Below are 15,015 nucleotides of genomic sequence, written 5' to 3'. Positions count from 1 at the left end.
CGCGCCCTTTCATTAGGAAAAAAGAATGAACCAGGAACTTGCCACCAATCCCCTGAACCCGCTGGCCCCGCCGCGGCAGTTCGACGAAATCAAGATCTCGCTGGCCTCGCCCGAGGAAATCCTTGCCTGGTCCTATGGCGAGGTGAAGAAGCCCGAGACGATCAACTACCGCACGTTCAAGCCGGAACGTGACGGTCTGTTCTGCGCGCGCATCTTCGGTCCGATCAAGGACTATGAATGCCTCTGCGGCAAGTACAAGCGCATGAAGTATCGCGGCCTCGTCTGCGAGAAGTGCGGCGTGGAAGTGACCCTGCAAAAGGTTCGCCGCGAGCGCATGGGCCATATCGAGCTGGCCGCTCCGGTCGCGCATATCTGGTTCCTGAAGTCGCTGCCCTCCCGCATCGGCCTGATGCTGGACATGACGCTGCGCGATCTGGAACGGATCCTGTATTTCGAGAACTACGTCGTCATCGAGCCGGGCCTGACAGACCTGACCTATGGCCAGTTGCTGACCGAGGAAGAATTCCTCGACGCGCAGGACAACTATGGCGCCGACGCCTTCCAGGCGGATATCGGTGCCGAAGCGATCCGCGCGATGCTGGCCAATATCGACCTGGCTGCCACGGCTGAACAGCTGCGCGAGGATCTGAAGGAAGCCACCGGCGAGCTGAAGCCGAAGAAGATCATCAAGCGGCTGAAGATCGTCGAATCCTTCCTGGAATCGGGCAACCGTCCCGAATGGATGGTGCTGACCGTGATCCCGGTCATTCCGCCGGAACTGCGTCCGCTGGTTCCGCTGGATGGCGGCCGCTTCGCCACGTCGGACCTGAACGACCTGTATCGCCGCGTCATCAACCGCAACAACCGCCTGAAGCGCCTGATCGAGCTTCGCGCGCCCGACATCATCGTGCGCAACGAAAAGCGGATGCTGCAGGAATCGGTCGATGCGCTGTTCGACAACGGCCGTCGCGGCCGCGTCATCACCGGGAACAACCGTCGCCCGCTGAAGTCGCTGTCCGACATGCTGAAGGGCAAGCAGGGCCGTTTCCGCCAGAACCTTCTGGGCAAGCGGGTCGACTTCTCGGGCCGTTCGGTCATCGTGACCGGGCCGGAACTGAAGCTGCACCAGTGCGGCCTGCCGAAGAAGATGGCGCTCGAACTGTTCAAGCCGTTCATCTATTCGCGGCTTGAGGCGAAGGGCCTGTCCTCGACCGTCAAGCAGGCCAAGAAGCTGGTCGAGAAGGAACGCCCCGAGGTCTGGGACATCCTGGACGAGGTGATCCGCGAGCATCCGGTCCTGCTGAACCGCGCGCCGACGCTGCACCGCCTGGGCATTCAGGCGTTTGAACCCATCCTGATCGAAGGCAAGGCGATCCAGCTGCACCCGCTGGTATGTTCCGCCTTCAACGCCGACTTTGACGGCGACCAGATGGCCGTGCACGTCCCGCTGAGCCTTGAGGCGCAGCTGGAAGCGCGCGTCCTGATGATGTCCACGAACAACGTGCTGTCGCCCGCCAACGGCGCGCCGATCATCGTGCCGTCGCAGGACATGGTTCTGGGGCTGTATTACGTCTCGATGCAGCGCGAGGGCATGAAGGGCGAAGGCATGGCCTTTGCCAACGTGAACGAGGTCGAGCACGCCCTTGCCGCAGGCGAGGTGCATCTGCACGCCAAGATCACCGCGCGCATCAAGCAGATCGACGAGAACGGCAACGAGGTCGTCAAACGCTTCGAGACCACGCCGGGCCGCGTCCGGCTGGGTGCGCTCTTGCCGATGAACGCCAAGGCGCCCTTCGAACTGGTCAACCGCCTGCTGCGCAAGAAGGACGTGCAGCACGTCATCGACACCGTCTACCGCTACTGCGGGCAGAAGGAATCGGTGATCTTCTGCGACCAGATCATGGGCCTTGGCTTCCGCGAAGCCTTCCGCGCCGGCATCAGCTTCGGCAAGGACGACATGGTGGTGCCCGACAACAAGTGGACCATCGTCGAGGAAGTCCAGGAGCAGGTGAAGGAGTTCGAGCAGCAGTATCTCGACGGTCTGATCACCCAGGGCGAGAAGTACAACAAGGTCGTCGATGCCTGGTCGAAATGCAACGACCGCGTCACCGATGCCATGATGTCCACCATCTCGGCCACCAAGAAGGACGAGACCGGCGCCGAGATGGAGCCGAACTCGGTCTACATGATGGCGCATTCCGGTGCGCGGGGTTCGACCAACCAGATGAAGCAGCTGGGCGGGATGCGCGGTCTGATGGCCAAGCCCTCGGGCGAGATCATCGAGACGCCGATCATCTCGAACTTCAAGGAAGGCCTGACCGTTCTTGAATACTTCAACTCGACCCACGGCGCGCGGAAGGGTCTGTCCGACACCGCGTTGAAGACGGCGAACTCGGGTTACCTGACCCGTCGTCTGGTGGACGTGGCGCAGGACTGCATCATCCGCGAACACGACTGCGGAACCGAGCAGGCGATCACGGCCTCCGCTGCCGTGAACGACGGCGAGGTCATCAGCCCGCTGTCCGAACGCGTGCTGGGCCGCACCGCGGCCGAGGACGTGCTGGTTCCGGGCGAGGACGAGATCATCGTCCGCGCGAACGAGGTGATCGACGAACGCAAGGCCGACGCCATCGAGGCGGCGGGCGTGCAGACCGTACGCATCCGTTCGGCCCTGACCTGCGAATCCGAGGATGGCGTCTGTGCGCTTTGCTATGGCCGCGATTTGGCCCGCGGCACGCTGGTCAACATCGGTGAGGCTGTCGGCATCATCGCCGCGCAGTCGATCGGTGAGCCGGGCACGCAGTTGACGATGCGGACCTTCCACATCGGCGGCATCGCGCAGGGCGGCCAGCAGTCGTTCCAGGCCGCCTCGCACGAGGGCACGGTCCAGTTCCGCAACGAAAACATCCTGACCAACGCAAATGGCGAACAGGTCGTGATGTCGCGGAACATGCAGCTGCTGATCCTGGACGACCAGGGGCAGGAACGCGCCAGCCACAAGCTGTTCTACGGCTCGAAGCTGTTCGTGAAGGAAGGCGAGCGGGTCATTCGCGGCGCGAAGCTGTTCGAATGGGACCCCTATACCCTGCCGATCATCGCGGAAAAGGCGGGCATCACGAAGTTCGTCGACCTTCTCTCGGGGATCTCGGTCCGCGACGAGACGGACGAGGCGACCGGCATGACGCAGAAGATCGTGACCGATTGGCGTTCCGCGCCGAAAGGCAACGACCTGAAGCCCGAGATCATCATCATGGATGAGAACGGCGAGCCGGTGCGCAACGAACAGGGCAACCCGATCAGCTATCCGATGTCGGTGGACGCGATCCTGTCGGTCGAGGACCAGCAGGAAATCCGCGCGGGCGACGTGGTGGCGCGTATTCCGCGGGAAGGCGCACGGACCAAGGACATCACCGGGGGTCTTCCCCGCGTGGCCGAACTGTTCGAGGCCCGTCGTCCCAAGGACCACGCGATCATCGCCGAGATCGACGGGTATGTCCGCTTCGGCAAGGACTACAAGAACAAGCGCCGCATCACCATCGAGCCGTCGGAAGACGGGGTGGATGCCGTCGAATACATGGTGCCGAAAGGCAAGCACATCCCGGTGCAGGAAGGCGACTTCGTGCAGAAGGGTGACTACATCATGGATGGCAACCCGGCTCCGCACGACATCCTGCGGATCATGGGGATCGAGGCGCTTGCGGACTATCTGATCGACGAGGTGCAGGACGTTTACCGGCTGCAAGGTGTGAAGATCAACGACAAGCACATCGAGGTGATCGTTCGCCAGATGCTGCAGAAGATCGAGATCACCGACAGCGGCGACACCACGCTTCTGAAGGGCGAGCATGTCGAGCGCGACGAGTTCGAGGAAGAAAACGCCAAGATCGAAGCCAAGGGGGGCCGTCCCGCCCAGGGGGAACCCGTGCTGCTGGGCATTACCAAGGCCAGCCTGCAGACCCGCAGCTTCATCTCGGCCGCGTCCTTCCAGGAAACGACCCGCGTGCTGACCGAAGCGGCCGTTCAGGGCAAGCGCGACAAGCTCTTGGGCTTGAAGGAGAACGTCATCGTCGGCCGGCTGATCCCGGCGGGCACGGGCGGCGCCACCGCCCGGATCCGCCGCATCGCGACCGAGCGCGACAACGAGGTGATCGAAGCCCGCCGGGCCGAGGCGGAGTCCGCCGCTGCCCTGATCGCGCCGGCCTTCGAGGACACTGCGTCCGATACGATGGCCGATCGGGCCGAAAACCGCGACGAGTGATCGGTTCGCCATGACATGCAAAGGCCCGGCAGCGATGCCGGGCCTTTCGTGATTTCGGGCTGCGGTTCAGGCCCCGGTCAATATCTCAGGAATAGAGCATCGCCAGGGCGGGCATCCAGGCGGTGAGGATGCCGCTGGCCAGTGTGGCAGCGGAGGCGGTCCTCTCAAGCGGCCAACGGAGCGCCAGCAAAAGAAAGTAGAGAAACCACAGGCCCGCCCAGCAGGCCCAGCACAGACCCAGCCAAAGCGTCATCGGATCGCTGGCCTGGCGCAGCGTGACCACGGCTTCCGGCAAGACCGAGATCGCCACGAAAAGACTGAACCAGCCCAGCCCTCGCCCGTCTGATGCGGTCAGGCGGTTGATCCCCACCCACAGATAGGTCAGGCTGAACAGCAGTGTCAGGGCTGCCCCCTTCACGGCGGCAGGGGTGTCGGCCCCGATCATGGACAGGACCGCGACGGTTCCGGTGATGAATGCCGTCGCAAGGTTGATGACGACGATTTCCCTGTCCGAAACACGGTTCATCATCCACAGCCCATTGAGCGTCAGGACCGCGCCAACGAAAAGAAGTGAAAGCGGAAGCAGCATCCGGGGTTCCCAGGGTCTGACCGGCCGCAAATGCGCCGGCCTGTTGCAGGCTCGCCTTAGGGCAAAGCGGTGCGGGGGGTTATGCAAAACTGTCCCACACAGCATATCGCGGCGGTTTAAAATGCGATGCGCCGCGATCGGCGGTATCTGCTTGCGTGTCCTGCAAAATTCGCTTGCCCGGCACCATACCAATGCCTAACGGGGAAGCACCATCCTGTTGTGGATCCCGTCATGCGCACCCCGATCCTGTCCCCCAGCCGTCGCGTCCGGCCTGCCTCGGTTCGTCCGCTGCCGCATCAGCCCGGCGATAACCTGCGTGGCGCGCTGATCATGACGCTGTGCATGGTGGCTTTTGGGCTGAACGACACGGTGATGAAGTTCGTGGCTCAGGACATGCCGCTCTATCAGGCCATTGCCTTGCGCGGGGTCTTCGTGATGGCCTTCATCGCAGCAGTCGCGCCCCGCCTGGGAGGCCTGGACCTGCGGATCCGCAAGGGCGCGCGGGGACCGATGATGTGGCGGACCTTCGGGGAGATCGCCTCGACGATCCTGTTTCTCAACGCCTTGCAGCACATGGCAATGGGCGATCTGTCCGCGATCATGCAGGCGCTTCCGCTGGTGGTGATGGTGGCCGCCGCGCTGTTCTTCGGGGAAATCCTGGGCTGGCGTCGCATCGGCGCGGTGATCGCAGGCTTCGGGGGCGTTCTTCTGATCCTGCGGCCGGGGGGCGAGGTCTTCGGCCCCTGGGCTGTCGTTGCCGTGGGCGCAATGGCGATGGTCGCGCTGCGCGACCTGGCGACACGCAACTTCGGCGGCGACATCACCTCGGCCACGATCGCCTTCTATGCGGCGGCAGGGGTGACGCTGGTCGGCCTGGTGATCAGCCTGTGGCAGGGCTGGGTGATGCCCAGCCCGTCGCAGATCCTGCTGCTGCTGATGGGCAGCGCCTTTCTGACGGTGGGTTATGTCAGTGCCGTGGCCTCGATGCGGATGGGCGAGATGTCCTATGTCGCGCCCTTCCGCTATACCTCGCTGCTGGTGGCGATCCTGATGGGGCTGATCGTCTTCGGTGAATGGCCTGACCTGTGGACCTGGGCAGGATCCAGCCTGGTGGTTGCGGCGGGCATCTATACCATCTGGCGCGAGGCGCAGATCGGCAGGGCGCGCTGATGCGGGTGCAGATGCTGGGCCTGTGCCGGTTCTCCTATCTTGGGTTGCGCGGCTATCAGAAGGACCACTCCAGTCTGGAGGAGCGGCGGGCCTTCCTTTATGATTCCGAGCGTCTGGCGCGGCGATGGCTGTGGTTCACCACGCTGGCGCTGCCAGGCTGGCGGGCGCAGACGGACCCCGATTTCACTCTGGTCGTCATGACCGGCCCCGACCTGCCGGAACCCTATCTGTCCCGTCTGCGCGACCTGTCCCAGGCCAACCCCTGGCTGCGCCTGGAACTGGTGCCGCCGATGGATCGGCACCTGGACGCCTGCCGGGCCGCAATCGCCCCCCATGTCGATCCCCAGGCCAATGTCGTGGGCCATTTCCGCAATGACGACGACGACGCGGTGGCCCTGGACTATGTCGCCACGGCCCGCCGGGATTTCGCGGCGGTGCAACCCCTGTGGCTGCCCGAGGGGCGGCTGTCGCTGGATCATTCGCGCGGGCTGATGCTGCGAGCGGGGGCAGGGGGGGCCGATTTCGTCCCCTGGATCGCGCACAACATGGGCGTTGCCCTGACCATTTTCCTGCGGCCCGACGAGGAAAAGACCGCGCTGCATTTCAACCATACGAAGCTGCCGCTGTGGATGCCGTGCGTTGCGGTCACGCGGCCCTTGATGTTCATCCGGTCGATCCATGCGGACAGCGACTCGGGCGACATGGGACCGGGTCTGCCCTGGGATATCGCTCCCGATGCCCTGGATCGCCAGCTGTCCCGCCGCTTCGGACTGGACCGCAGGGTTCTGGACGACCTGTCCAAGGCCGTGTTCCGCGTGGACAGCCCCGGCTGGTCTTGTTGACACCCCCGGCGATTCCCCCTATACGCCGCACACCCGCCGGGAAACCGTTCGGGGACCAGAACCTTTCGTGGTCACGATCCGGGCGTCCAACTGCCTCGATCCTCTGGAATTTTCCCCTCCACCCCGGATTCCGGGGCAGGAAGGGTTTGGCATTTCGCGATTCGCGCGGAATGCCGTCGAGAAGCGGCGCAGCAGGTTTGCTGCGAGTATTGACAGAGCAAGACGGGGAACCGAATGCCGACGATCCAACAGCTGATCCGCAAACCGCGGCAGCCCAAGGTGCAGCGCTCGAAGTCGCAGCACCTGCAAGGCTGCCCGCAGAAGCGCGGCGTCTGCACGCGCGTCTATACCACGACGCCGAAGAAACCGAACTCCGCTATGCGTAAGGTGGCCAAGGTCCGCCTGACGAATGGCTTCGAGGTCATCTCCTACATCCCGGGCGAAAAGCACAACCTGCAGGAACACAGCGTCGTGCTGATCCGCGGCGGCCGCGTGAAAGACCTTCCGGGTGTCCGTTATCACATCCTGCGCGGTGTGCTGGATACCCAGGGCGTCAAGGATCGTCGCCAGCGTCGTTCGAAATACGGCGCCAAGCGTCCGAAGTAAGGAGAGGCATCAATGTCCCGTCGTCACGCCGCTGAAAAGCGCGAAGTCCTGCCCGACGCCAAGTATGGCGATCGCGTGCTGACCAAATTCATGAACAACCTGATGGTTGACGGCAAGAAATCGGTTGCCGAGCGCATCGTGTATTCGGCCCTGGACCGCGTCCAGTCCCGCCTGAAGCGCGAGCCGATCGAGGTCTTCCACGAAGCCCTCGACAACGTGAAGCCCTCGGTCGAGGTGCGTTCGCGCCGCGTCGGCGGTGCCACCTACCAGGTTCCGGTCGAGGTCCGTCCGACCCGCCGCGAGGCCCTGGCGATCCGCTGGCTGATCGACGCGTCCAAGAAGCGCAACGAGAACACCATGGAAGAGCGTCTTGCGGGCGAGCTGGCCGATGCCGTCAACGGCCGCGGCACTGCCGTCAAGAAGCGCGAAGACACGCACAAGATGGCCGACGCCAACAAGGCGTTCAGCCACTACCGCTGGTAAGGCGAAAGGATCCCCACCATGGCACGCGAATATCCGCTGCAGCGTTACCGTAACTTTGGCATCATGGCCCACATCGATGCCGGCAAGACGACAACGACCGAGCGTATCCTTTACTACACCGGCAAGTCGCACAAGATCGGCGAAGTGCATGACGGCGCCGCGACCATGGACTGGATGGAGCAGGAACAGGAACGCGGCATCACGATCACGTCTGCCGCGACCACCACGTTCTGGCAGCGCCAGGAAGACCCGACCACCGAAGGCACTTCGGAAACGAAGTACCGCTTCAACATCATCGACACGCCGGGCCACGTGGACTTCACCATCGAGGTGGAACGCTCGCTGGCCGTTCTGGACGGCGCGATCTGCCTGCTGGACGCCAACGCCGGCGTCGAGCCGCAGACCGAGACCGTCTGGCGCCAGGCCGACCGCTACAAAGTTCCGCGGATCGTGTTCGTCAACAAGATGGACAAGATCGGCGCCGACTTCTTCAACTGCGTGCGCATGATCAAGGACCGCACCGGCGGCACCCCGTGCCCGATCGCCCTGCCGATCGGCGCCGAGGACAAGCTGGAAGGCATCGTCGATCTGGTGAAGATGGAAGAATGGGTCTGGAAGGGCGAAGATCTTGGCGCTAGCTGGGTTCGCCAGCCGATCCGCGATGACCTAAAGGACCTGGCCGAAGAATGGCGCTCGAACCTGATCGAGCTGGCCGTCGAACAGGACGACACGGCCATGGAAGCCTATCTGGAGGGCAACGAGCCCGACGAGGCGACCCTGCGCAAGCTGATCCGCCAAGGCACGCTGTCGCTGTCCTTCTTCCCGGTGACCGCCGGTTCGTCGTTCAAGAACAAGGGCGTACAGCCGCTGCTGAACGCCGTGATCGACTATCTGCCCTCGCCGCTGGATGTGCCGGCCTATCTGGGCTTCGCGCCGGGCGACGAATCCGAAACCCGCAACATCGAGCGTCGCGCCGATGACGAGCAGCCCTTCTCGGGCCTGGCGTTCAAGATCATGAACGACCCCTTCGTCGGCTCGCTGACCTTCACGCGCATCTACTCGGGCGCTCTGAAGAAGGGCGACCAGATGCTGAACGCGACCAAGGGCAAGCGCGAGCGCGTGGGCCGCATGATGATGATGCACTCGATCAACCGCGAGGAGATCGAGGAAGCCTTCGCAGGCGACATCATCGCGCTGGCCGGCCTGAAGGAAACCACAACGGGCGACACGCTCTGCGATCCCGCCAAGCCGGTGGTCCTGGAAACGATGACCTTCCCCGAGCCGGTGATCGAGATCGCCGTGGAGCCGAAGTCGAAGGCCGACCAGGAAAAGATGGGCCTTGCCCTTCAGCGCCTGGCCGCCGAGGACCCGTCCTTCCGCGTCGAGACCGATCTGGAATCGGGCCAGACCATCATGAAGGGCATGGGCGAACTTCACCTCGACATCCTGGTGGACCGCATGAAGCGCGAGTTCAAGGTCGAGGCGAATATCGGTGCGCCCCAGGTTGCCTATCGCGAGACCATCAGCCAGCCGGCCGAGATCGACTACACGCACAAGAAGCAGACCGGCGGTACCGGTCAGTTCGCGCGCGTCAAGTTGCAGATCACCCCGACCGAGCCGGGCGAAGGCTATTCGTTCGAAAGCAAGATCGTCGGCGGCGCGGTGCCCAAGGAATACATTCCGGGCGTCGAAAAGGGCATCAAATCCGTCATGGACTCGGGTCCGCTTGCAGGCTTCCCGGTGATCGACTTCAAGGTGGCCCTTCTGGACGGTGCCTTCCACGACGTCGACTCCTCGGTGCTCGCGTTCGAGATCGCTTCGCGCGCCGCGATGCGTGAAGGCCTGCGCAAGGCCGGCGCGAAGCTGCTGGAACCGATCATGAAGGTCGAGGTGGTGACGCCCGAGGAATACACGGGTTCGATTATCGGCGACCTGACCAGCCGTCGCGGCATGGTTCGTGGTCAGGACAGCCGCGGCAACGCGAACGTCATCGACGCCTTCGTGCCGCTGGCCAACATGTTCGGCTACATCAACAACCTGCGCTCGATGTCCTCGGGCCGTGCGGTGTTCACCATGCTGTTCGACCACTACGAGGCCGTGCCGCAGAACATCTCGGACGAGATCCAGAAGAAATACGCCTGATCGGCGGGGCGGGGCCTTGGTCCCGCCCATCCCATGAGTCAATGAATTGAGGAATCCTGCGCTATGGCAAAGGCAAAGTTTGAACGGACGAAACCGCACGTCAACATTGGCACGATTGGTCACGTTGACCACGGCAAGACGACGCTGACGGCGGCTATCACGAAGTATTTCGGCGAATTCCGCGCCTATGACCAGATCGACGGCGCCCCCGAGGAGCGTGCCCGGGGGATCACCATCTCGACGGCGCATGTGGAATACGAATCGGACACGCGCCACTATGCGCATGTGGACTGCCCGGGCCACGCCGACTATGTGAAGAACATGATCACCGGCGCGGCGCAGATGGACGGCGCGATCCTGGTGGTGAACGCCGCCGACGGCCCGATGCCGCAAACGCGCGAGCACATCCTGCTGGGCCGCCAGGTGGGCATCCCCTACATGGTCGTCTATCTCAACAAGGTCGACCAGGTCGATGACGAGGAACTCTTGGAACTGGTCGAGATGGAGGTGCGCGAGCTTCTGTCCTCCTACGACTATCCGGGCGACGACATCCCGATCATCAAGGGCTCGGCCCTGGCCGCGATGGAAGGCCGCGACAAGGAGATCGGCGAGGATTCGATCCGCGCGCTGATCAAGGCCGTGGACGAATACATCCCCACGCCCGAGCGTGCGGTGGACCAGCCCTTCCTGATGCCGATCGAGGACGTGTTCTCGATCTCGGGCCGCGGCACGGTCGTGACCGGCCGGATCGAGCGCGGCGCGGTCAACGTGGGCGACGAACTGGAAATCGTGGGCATCCGCGACACCAAGAAGACCACCTGCACCGGCGTCGAGATGTTCCGCAAGCTTCTGGACCGCGGCGAGGCGGGCGACAACGTGGGCGTGCTGCTGCGCGGCATCGACCGCGACGGGGTGGAGCGCGGCCAGGTGCTGTGCAAGCCCAAGTCGGTGAACCCGCACACCACCTTCGAGGCCGAGGCCTATATCCTGACCAAGGAGGAAGGCGGGCGCCACACGCCGTTCTTCGCCAACTACCGTCCGCAGTTCTACTTCCGCACCACGGACGTGACCGGGACCGTGCGTCTGCCCGAGGGCACCGAGATGGTGATGCCGGGCGACAACCTGAAGTTCGAGGTCGAGCTGATCGCGCCGATCGCGATGGAGGAAAAGCTGCGCTTCGCCATCCGCGAAGGCGGCCGCACCGTCGGCGCAGGCGTGGTCTCCAAGATCATCAAGTGATCAAGGCCGCGTAGGGTAGCGGTGCGTGTGAACACTCACCCTACGCCGCTGTGGTGAAACCGAAGTCCGTCCCGAAAGGGGCGGGCTTGTTCATATGGGCTGGGTTGGTTGCGTCCACCGGGAATGTCTACGACAGGGCTGTCCCAAGAACAGGGCGGCCTTTCTGTCGGGAAACAGGGCCGATCGTGCTTGACGTCTGCCTTCCAAAGAGGCTATAGGCCCGCATCGCAGTCGAATCCGCCTTGCGCCGAGATTCGCTTGCCTTGCGCGCGGCCGCCTTGTCAGGGCGGCCTTGCAGTTTTTGTACGGTCCGATGCTGGCGCCGCGTGGTGCGATGTCAGCCTCTCGACTGGAACTCCCCGTCAGAGGGATGACTATGCAAAGTCAGAATATCCGCATCCGGCTGAAGGCGTTCGATTACCGCGTGCTGGAAGCCAGCACCCAGGAAATCGTCAACACGGCCAAGCGCACCGGTGCGACTGTCCGCGGCCCGATCCCGCTTCCGAACAAGATCGAGAAATTCACCGTCCTTCGCGGCCCGCATATCGACAAGAAGTCGCGCGATCAGTGGGAAATCCGCACGCACAAGCGCCTGCTGGACATCGTCGATCCGACCCCGCAGACCGTTGACGCGCTGATGAAGCTCGACCTCGCCGCCGGCGTGGATGTCGAGATCAAGGTGTAAGGAGGGGATGATGCTGCGTACTGGTGTTATCGCCAAGAAACTGGGCATGACCCGGCTGTTCCTGGAAGACGGCCGTCAGGTTCCGGTGACGGTTCTGCAACTGGACAACCTCCAGGTCGTCGATCAGCGTACCGCCGCCCGCGACGGCTATACCGCCGTCCAGCTGGGCGCCGGTGTCGCCAAGGCCAAGCGCACGACCGCCGCGATGCGCGGCCACTTCGCCAAGGCCTCGGTCGCGCCCAAGCGCAAGATCGCGGAATTCCGCGTGGCCGAAGAAAACCTGATCAATGTCGGCGAGGAGATCACGGCTGACCACTACTTCGCGGGTCAGTTCGTGGACATCGCCGGCACCTCGATCGGTAAAGGTTTCGCGGGCGCCATGAAGCGCCACAACTTCGGTGGTCTGCGTGCCTCGCACGGCGTGTCGATCAGCCACCGTTCGCACGGTTCGACCGGCCAGTGCCAGGACCCCGGGAAGGTGTTCAAGGGCAAGAAGATGGCCGGCCATCTGGGTGCCGTCCGCGTGACGACCCAGAACCTGCAAGTCGTGCGCACCGATGCCGACCGTGGCCTGATCATGGTCAAGGGCTCTGTTCCCGGTTCGAAGGGTGGCTGGGTCACGATCAAGGACGCCGTGAAGAAAGCGACGCCTGGCAACGTGATCTACCCGGCTGCTCTGAGGTCCGCCGCCGAGGAGGCCCGTCGCGCCGCCGAAGCTGCTGCTGCCGAAGCCGCTGCTGCCGAGGAGGCCGCCCGCCAGGCCGCTGCTGCCGAAGCCGCCGCCGCCGAGGAGGCCGCGCTGGCCGAAGCCCAGACTTCGACTGCCGAGGCGGCTGACGGCGATGCTGCGCCCGAAGGAGACAAGTGATGAAACTCGATGTGATCAAGCTGGACGCCGGCAAGGCCGGTGAAATCGAGCTGGCCGACGAGATCTTCGGGCTGGAGCCGCGTGGCGACATCCTGCAGCGCGTCGTCCGCTGGCAGCGCGCCAAGGCGCAGGCAGGCACCCACTCGGTGCTGGGCAAGTCGGATGTCAGCTATTCGACCAAGAAGATCTATCGCCAGAAGGGCACCGGCGGCGCTCGTCACGGTTCCCGCAAGGCGCCGACCTTCCGTCACGGCGGCACCTACAAAGGCCCGACCCCGCGCTCGCACGCCTTCGATCTGCCCAAGAAGGTGCGCGCCCTGGGTCTGCGCCATGCCCTGTCCGCCAAGGCAACCGCGGGTGAACTGGTCATCATCGAGGATCTGAACCTCGCCGATGCCAAGACCTCTGCCGTCGCCAAGGCCGTCAAGGAAAACGGCTGGAAGCGCGTGCTGGTGATCGATGGTGCCGAAGTCAACGAAGGCTTCGCCCGCGCCGCCCGCAACATCGAAGGCGTGGACATCCTGCCGTCGATGGGTGCCAACGTGTATGACATCCTGAAGCGCGACACGCTGGTGATCACGCGTTCGGGCGTCGAAGCTCTGGAGGCTCGTTTGAAATGAGCGCGAAAGCTGAACATTACGACGTGATCGTCAAGCCGATCATCACCGAGAAAGCCACCATGACGTCGGAAAACAACGGCGTGGTCTTTCAGGTGGCCAAGGACTCGACCAAGCCGCAGATCAAGCAGGCGGTCGAGGCCCTGTTCGGCGTCAAGGTGAAGGCGGTCAACACCACCGTCACCAAGGGCAAGCAGAAGCGTTTCCGGGGGATCCTGGGACGCCGCAGCGACGTGAAGAAAGCCTATGTCACCTTGGAAGAGGGTAACACTATCGACGTCTCCACCGGACTCTGATAGCAGGCGGGACTCTGCGGCCCTGGCTTGACCGGGGCCGCGATCTTTTGACGACAACGGACCACCCTGGTCCAAAGCAACGGAAGACAGAAAGATGGCATTGAAGTCGTATAAACCGACGACGCCTGGCCAGCGCGGGCTGGTTCTGATCGACCGTTCGGAGCTTTGGAAAGGTCGCCCGGTCAAGGCCCTCACCGAGGGTCTGACCAAGAACGGCGGTCGGAACAACACCGGACGGATCACCATGCGCCGCAAGGGCGGCGGGGCGAAGCGCCTGTATCGCATCGTCGATTTCAAGCGCACCAAGTTCGACATGGCCGCCGTGGTCGAGCGGATCGAATACGATCCCAACCGCACCGCCTTCATCGCGCTGATCGGCTATGAGGATGGCGAGCGCGCCTATATCATCGCGCCGCAGCGCCTGGCCGTGGGCGACAAGGTCATCGCCGGCGCCAAGGTCGACGTGAAGCCTGGCAACGCCATGCCCTTCAGCGGCATGCCCATCGGCACGATCGTCCACAACGTCGAGCTGAAGCCCGGCAAGGGCGGCCAGATCGCCCGTTCGGCTGGCACCTATGCCCAGTTCGTCGGCCGCGACGGCGGCTATGCCCAGATCCGCCTGTCGTCGGGCGAGCTGCGCCTGGTCCGTCAGGAATGCATGGCGACCATCGGCGCCGTGTCGAACGCCGACCACTCGAACCAGAACCTGGGCAAGGCCGGCCGGAACCGCCACAAGGGCATCCGTCCCAGCGTCCGCGGCGTCGCCATGAACCCGATCGACCACCCGCATGGCGGTGGTGAAGGCCGGACTTCGGGCGGCCGGACGCCGGTCACGCCCTGGGGCAAGGACACCAAGGGCAAGAAGACCCGCTCGAACAAGGCGACCGACAAGTACATCCTGCGGTCGCGTCACGCGAAGAAGAAGGGGCGCTGACCTATGGCACGTTCTATCTGGAAAGGCCCCTTTGTTGACGCCTATGTGCTCAAGAAGGCGGAAAAGGCTCGCGAGTCGGGCAAATCCGACGTCATCAAGATCTGGTCGCGTCGTTCCACCATCCTGCCGCAATTCGTCGGCCTGACCTTCGGCGTCTACAACGGGCAGAAGCACATCCCCGTTGCCGTCTCCGAGGAAATGATCGGTCAGAAATTCGGTGAATATTCGCCCACGCGGACCTATTACGGTCATGCGGCGGACAAGAAAGCCAAGAGGAAGTAAGCGT

The 15,015-nt window shown here is 63.7% G+C and carries 14 protein-coding genes; 13 read left to right on the top strand and 1 reads right to left on the bottom strand.

Annotation, left to right across the window (positions count from 1 at the left end; translation table 11 throughout):
- Positions 1-25: 25 nt before the first annotated feature.
- Complete coding sequence (rpoC, locus tag RAH32_RS07060; protein WP_306606497.1) at positions 26-4,258, top strand: DNA-directed RNA polymerase subunit beta'; 4,233 nt, start codon at positions 26-28, stop codon at positions 4,256-4,258.
- 85 nt (positions 4,259-4,343) lie between these two features.
- Here rpoC and RAH32_RS07055 read toward each other — a convergent pair whose 3' ends face one another.
- A complete protein-coding gene (locus tag RAH32_RS07055; RefSeq protein WP_306606496.1) occupies positions 4,344-4,847 on the bottom strand; it encodes an AmiS/UreI family transporter in 504 nt (167 codons plus the stop codon).
- 231 nt (positions 4,848-5,078) lie between these two features.
- On the opposite strand from RAH32_RS07055, the gene RAH32_RS07050 reads away from it, so the two are divergent.
- The 12 genes from RAH32_RS07050 to rpsS all read left to right on the top strand — a co-directional run bounded on the left by RAH32_RS07050 (position 5,079) and on the right by rpsS (position 15,011).
- Positions 5,079-6,017 (top strand): DMT family transporter, encoded by a 939-nt coding sequence (locus RAH32_RS07050; protein WP_306606494.1) that lies wholly within the window; start codon positions 5,079-5,081, stop codon positions 6,015-6,017.
- Positions 6,017-6,859, top strand: coding sequence for a glycosyltransferase (locus RAH32_RS07045; RefSeq protein WP_306606492.1), 843 nt, complete (start codon positions 6,017-6,019; stop codon positions 6,857-6,859). The genes RAH32_RS07050 and RAH32_RS07045 overlap by 1 nt, the downstream gene beginning before the upstream one ends.
- Positions 6,860-7,093: 234 nt before the next feature.
- Positions 7,094-7,465 carry a 30S ribosomal protein S12 gene (gene rpsL, locus RAH32_RS07040; protein ID WP_022705687.1) on the top strand — a complete coding sequence of 124 codons (372 nt, stop codon included), beginning with the start codon at positions 7,094-7,096 and terminating at the stop codon, positions 7,463-7,465.
- 12 nt (positions 7,466-7,477) lie between these two features.
- Complete coding sequence (gene rpsG / locus RAH32_RS07035) at positions 7,478-7,948, top strand: 30S ribosomal protein S7 (protein WP_306606476.1); 471 nt, start codon at positions 7,478-7,480, stop codon at positions 7,946-7,948.
- A gap of 18 nt (positions 7,949-7,966) precedes the next feature.
- A complete protein-coding gene (fusA, locus tag RAH32_RS07030; protein WP_306606474.1) occupies positions 7,967-10,090 on the top strand; it encodes an elongation factor G in 2,124 nt (707 codons plus the stop codon).
- Between the two features lie 63 nt (positions 10,091-10,153).
- Entirely contained in the window at positions 10,154-11,329 is a 1,176-nt protein-coding gene (gene tuf / locus RAH32_RS07025; RefSeq protein WP_306606472.1) for an elongation factor Tu, read from the top strand.
- 376 nt (positions 11,330-11,705) lie between these two features.
- Positions 11,706-12,014, top strand: coding sequence for a 30S ribosomal protein S10 (gene rpsJ, locus RAH32_RS07020; RefSeq protein WP_089386317.1), 309 nt, complete (start codon positions 11,706-11,708; stop codon positions 12,012-12,014).
- 10 nt (positions 12,015-12,024) lie between these two features.
- On the top strand, positions 12,025-12,882 hold the full coding sequence (rplC, locus tag RAH32_RS07015; RefSeq protein WP_306606588.1) for a 50S ribosomal protein L3: 858 nt from the start codon (positions 12,025-12,027) through the stop codon (positions 12,880-12,882).
- Complete coding sequence (gene rplD / locus RAH32_RS07010) at positions 12,882-13,502, top strand: 50S ribosomal protein L4 (RefSeq protein ID WP_306606469.1); 621 nt, start codon at positions 12,882-12,884, stop codon at positions 13,500-13,502. Before rplC ends, rplD begins: the two co-directional genes overlap by 1 nt.
- On the top strand, positions 13,499-13,795 hold the full coding sequence (locus tag RAH32_RS07005; RefSeq protein WP_306606467.1) for a 50S ribosomal protein L23: 297 nt from the start codon (positions 13,499-13,501) through the stop codon (positions 13,793-13,795). Before rplD ends, RAH32_RS07005 begins: the two co-directional genes overlap by 4 nt.
- Positions 13,796-13,889: 94 nt before the next feature.
- Positions 13,890-14,729 carry a 50S ribosomal protein L2 gene (gene rplB, locus RAH32_RS07000; RefSeq protein WP_103173031.1) on the top strand — a complete coding sequence of 280 codons (840 nt, stop codon included), beginning with the start codon at positions 13,890-13,892 and terminating at the stop codon, positions 14,727-14,729.
- Positions 14,730-14,732: 3 nt separating this feature from the next.
- Complete coding sequence (rpsS, locus tag RAH32_RS06995; RefSeq protein WP_103173030.1) at positions 14,733-15,011, top strand: 30S ribosomal protein S19; 279 nt, start codon at positions 14,733-14,735, stop codon at positions 15,009-15,011.
- Positions 15,012-15,015 lie beyond the last annotated feature (4 nt).

Source organism: Paracoccus yibinensis, from assembly GCF_030846195.1.
Lineage (GTDB): Bacteria > Pseudomonadota > Alphaproteobacteria > Rhodobacterales > Rhodobacteraceae > Paracoccus > Paracoccus yibinensis.
This window is presented reverse-complemented; position numbering and strand designations above follow the sequence as displayed.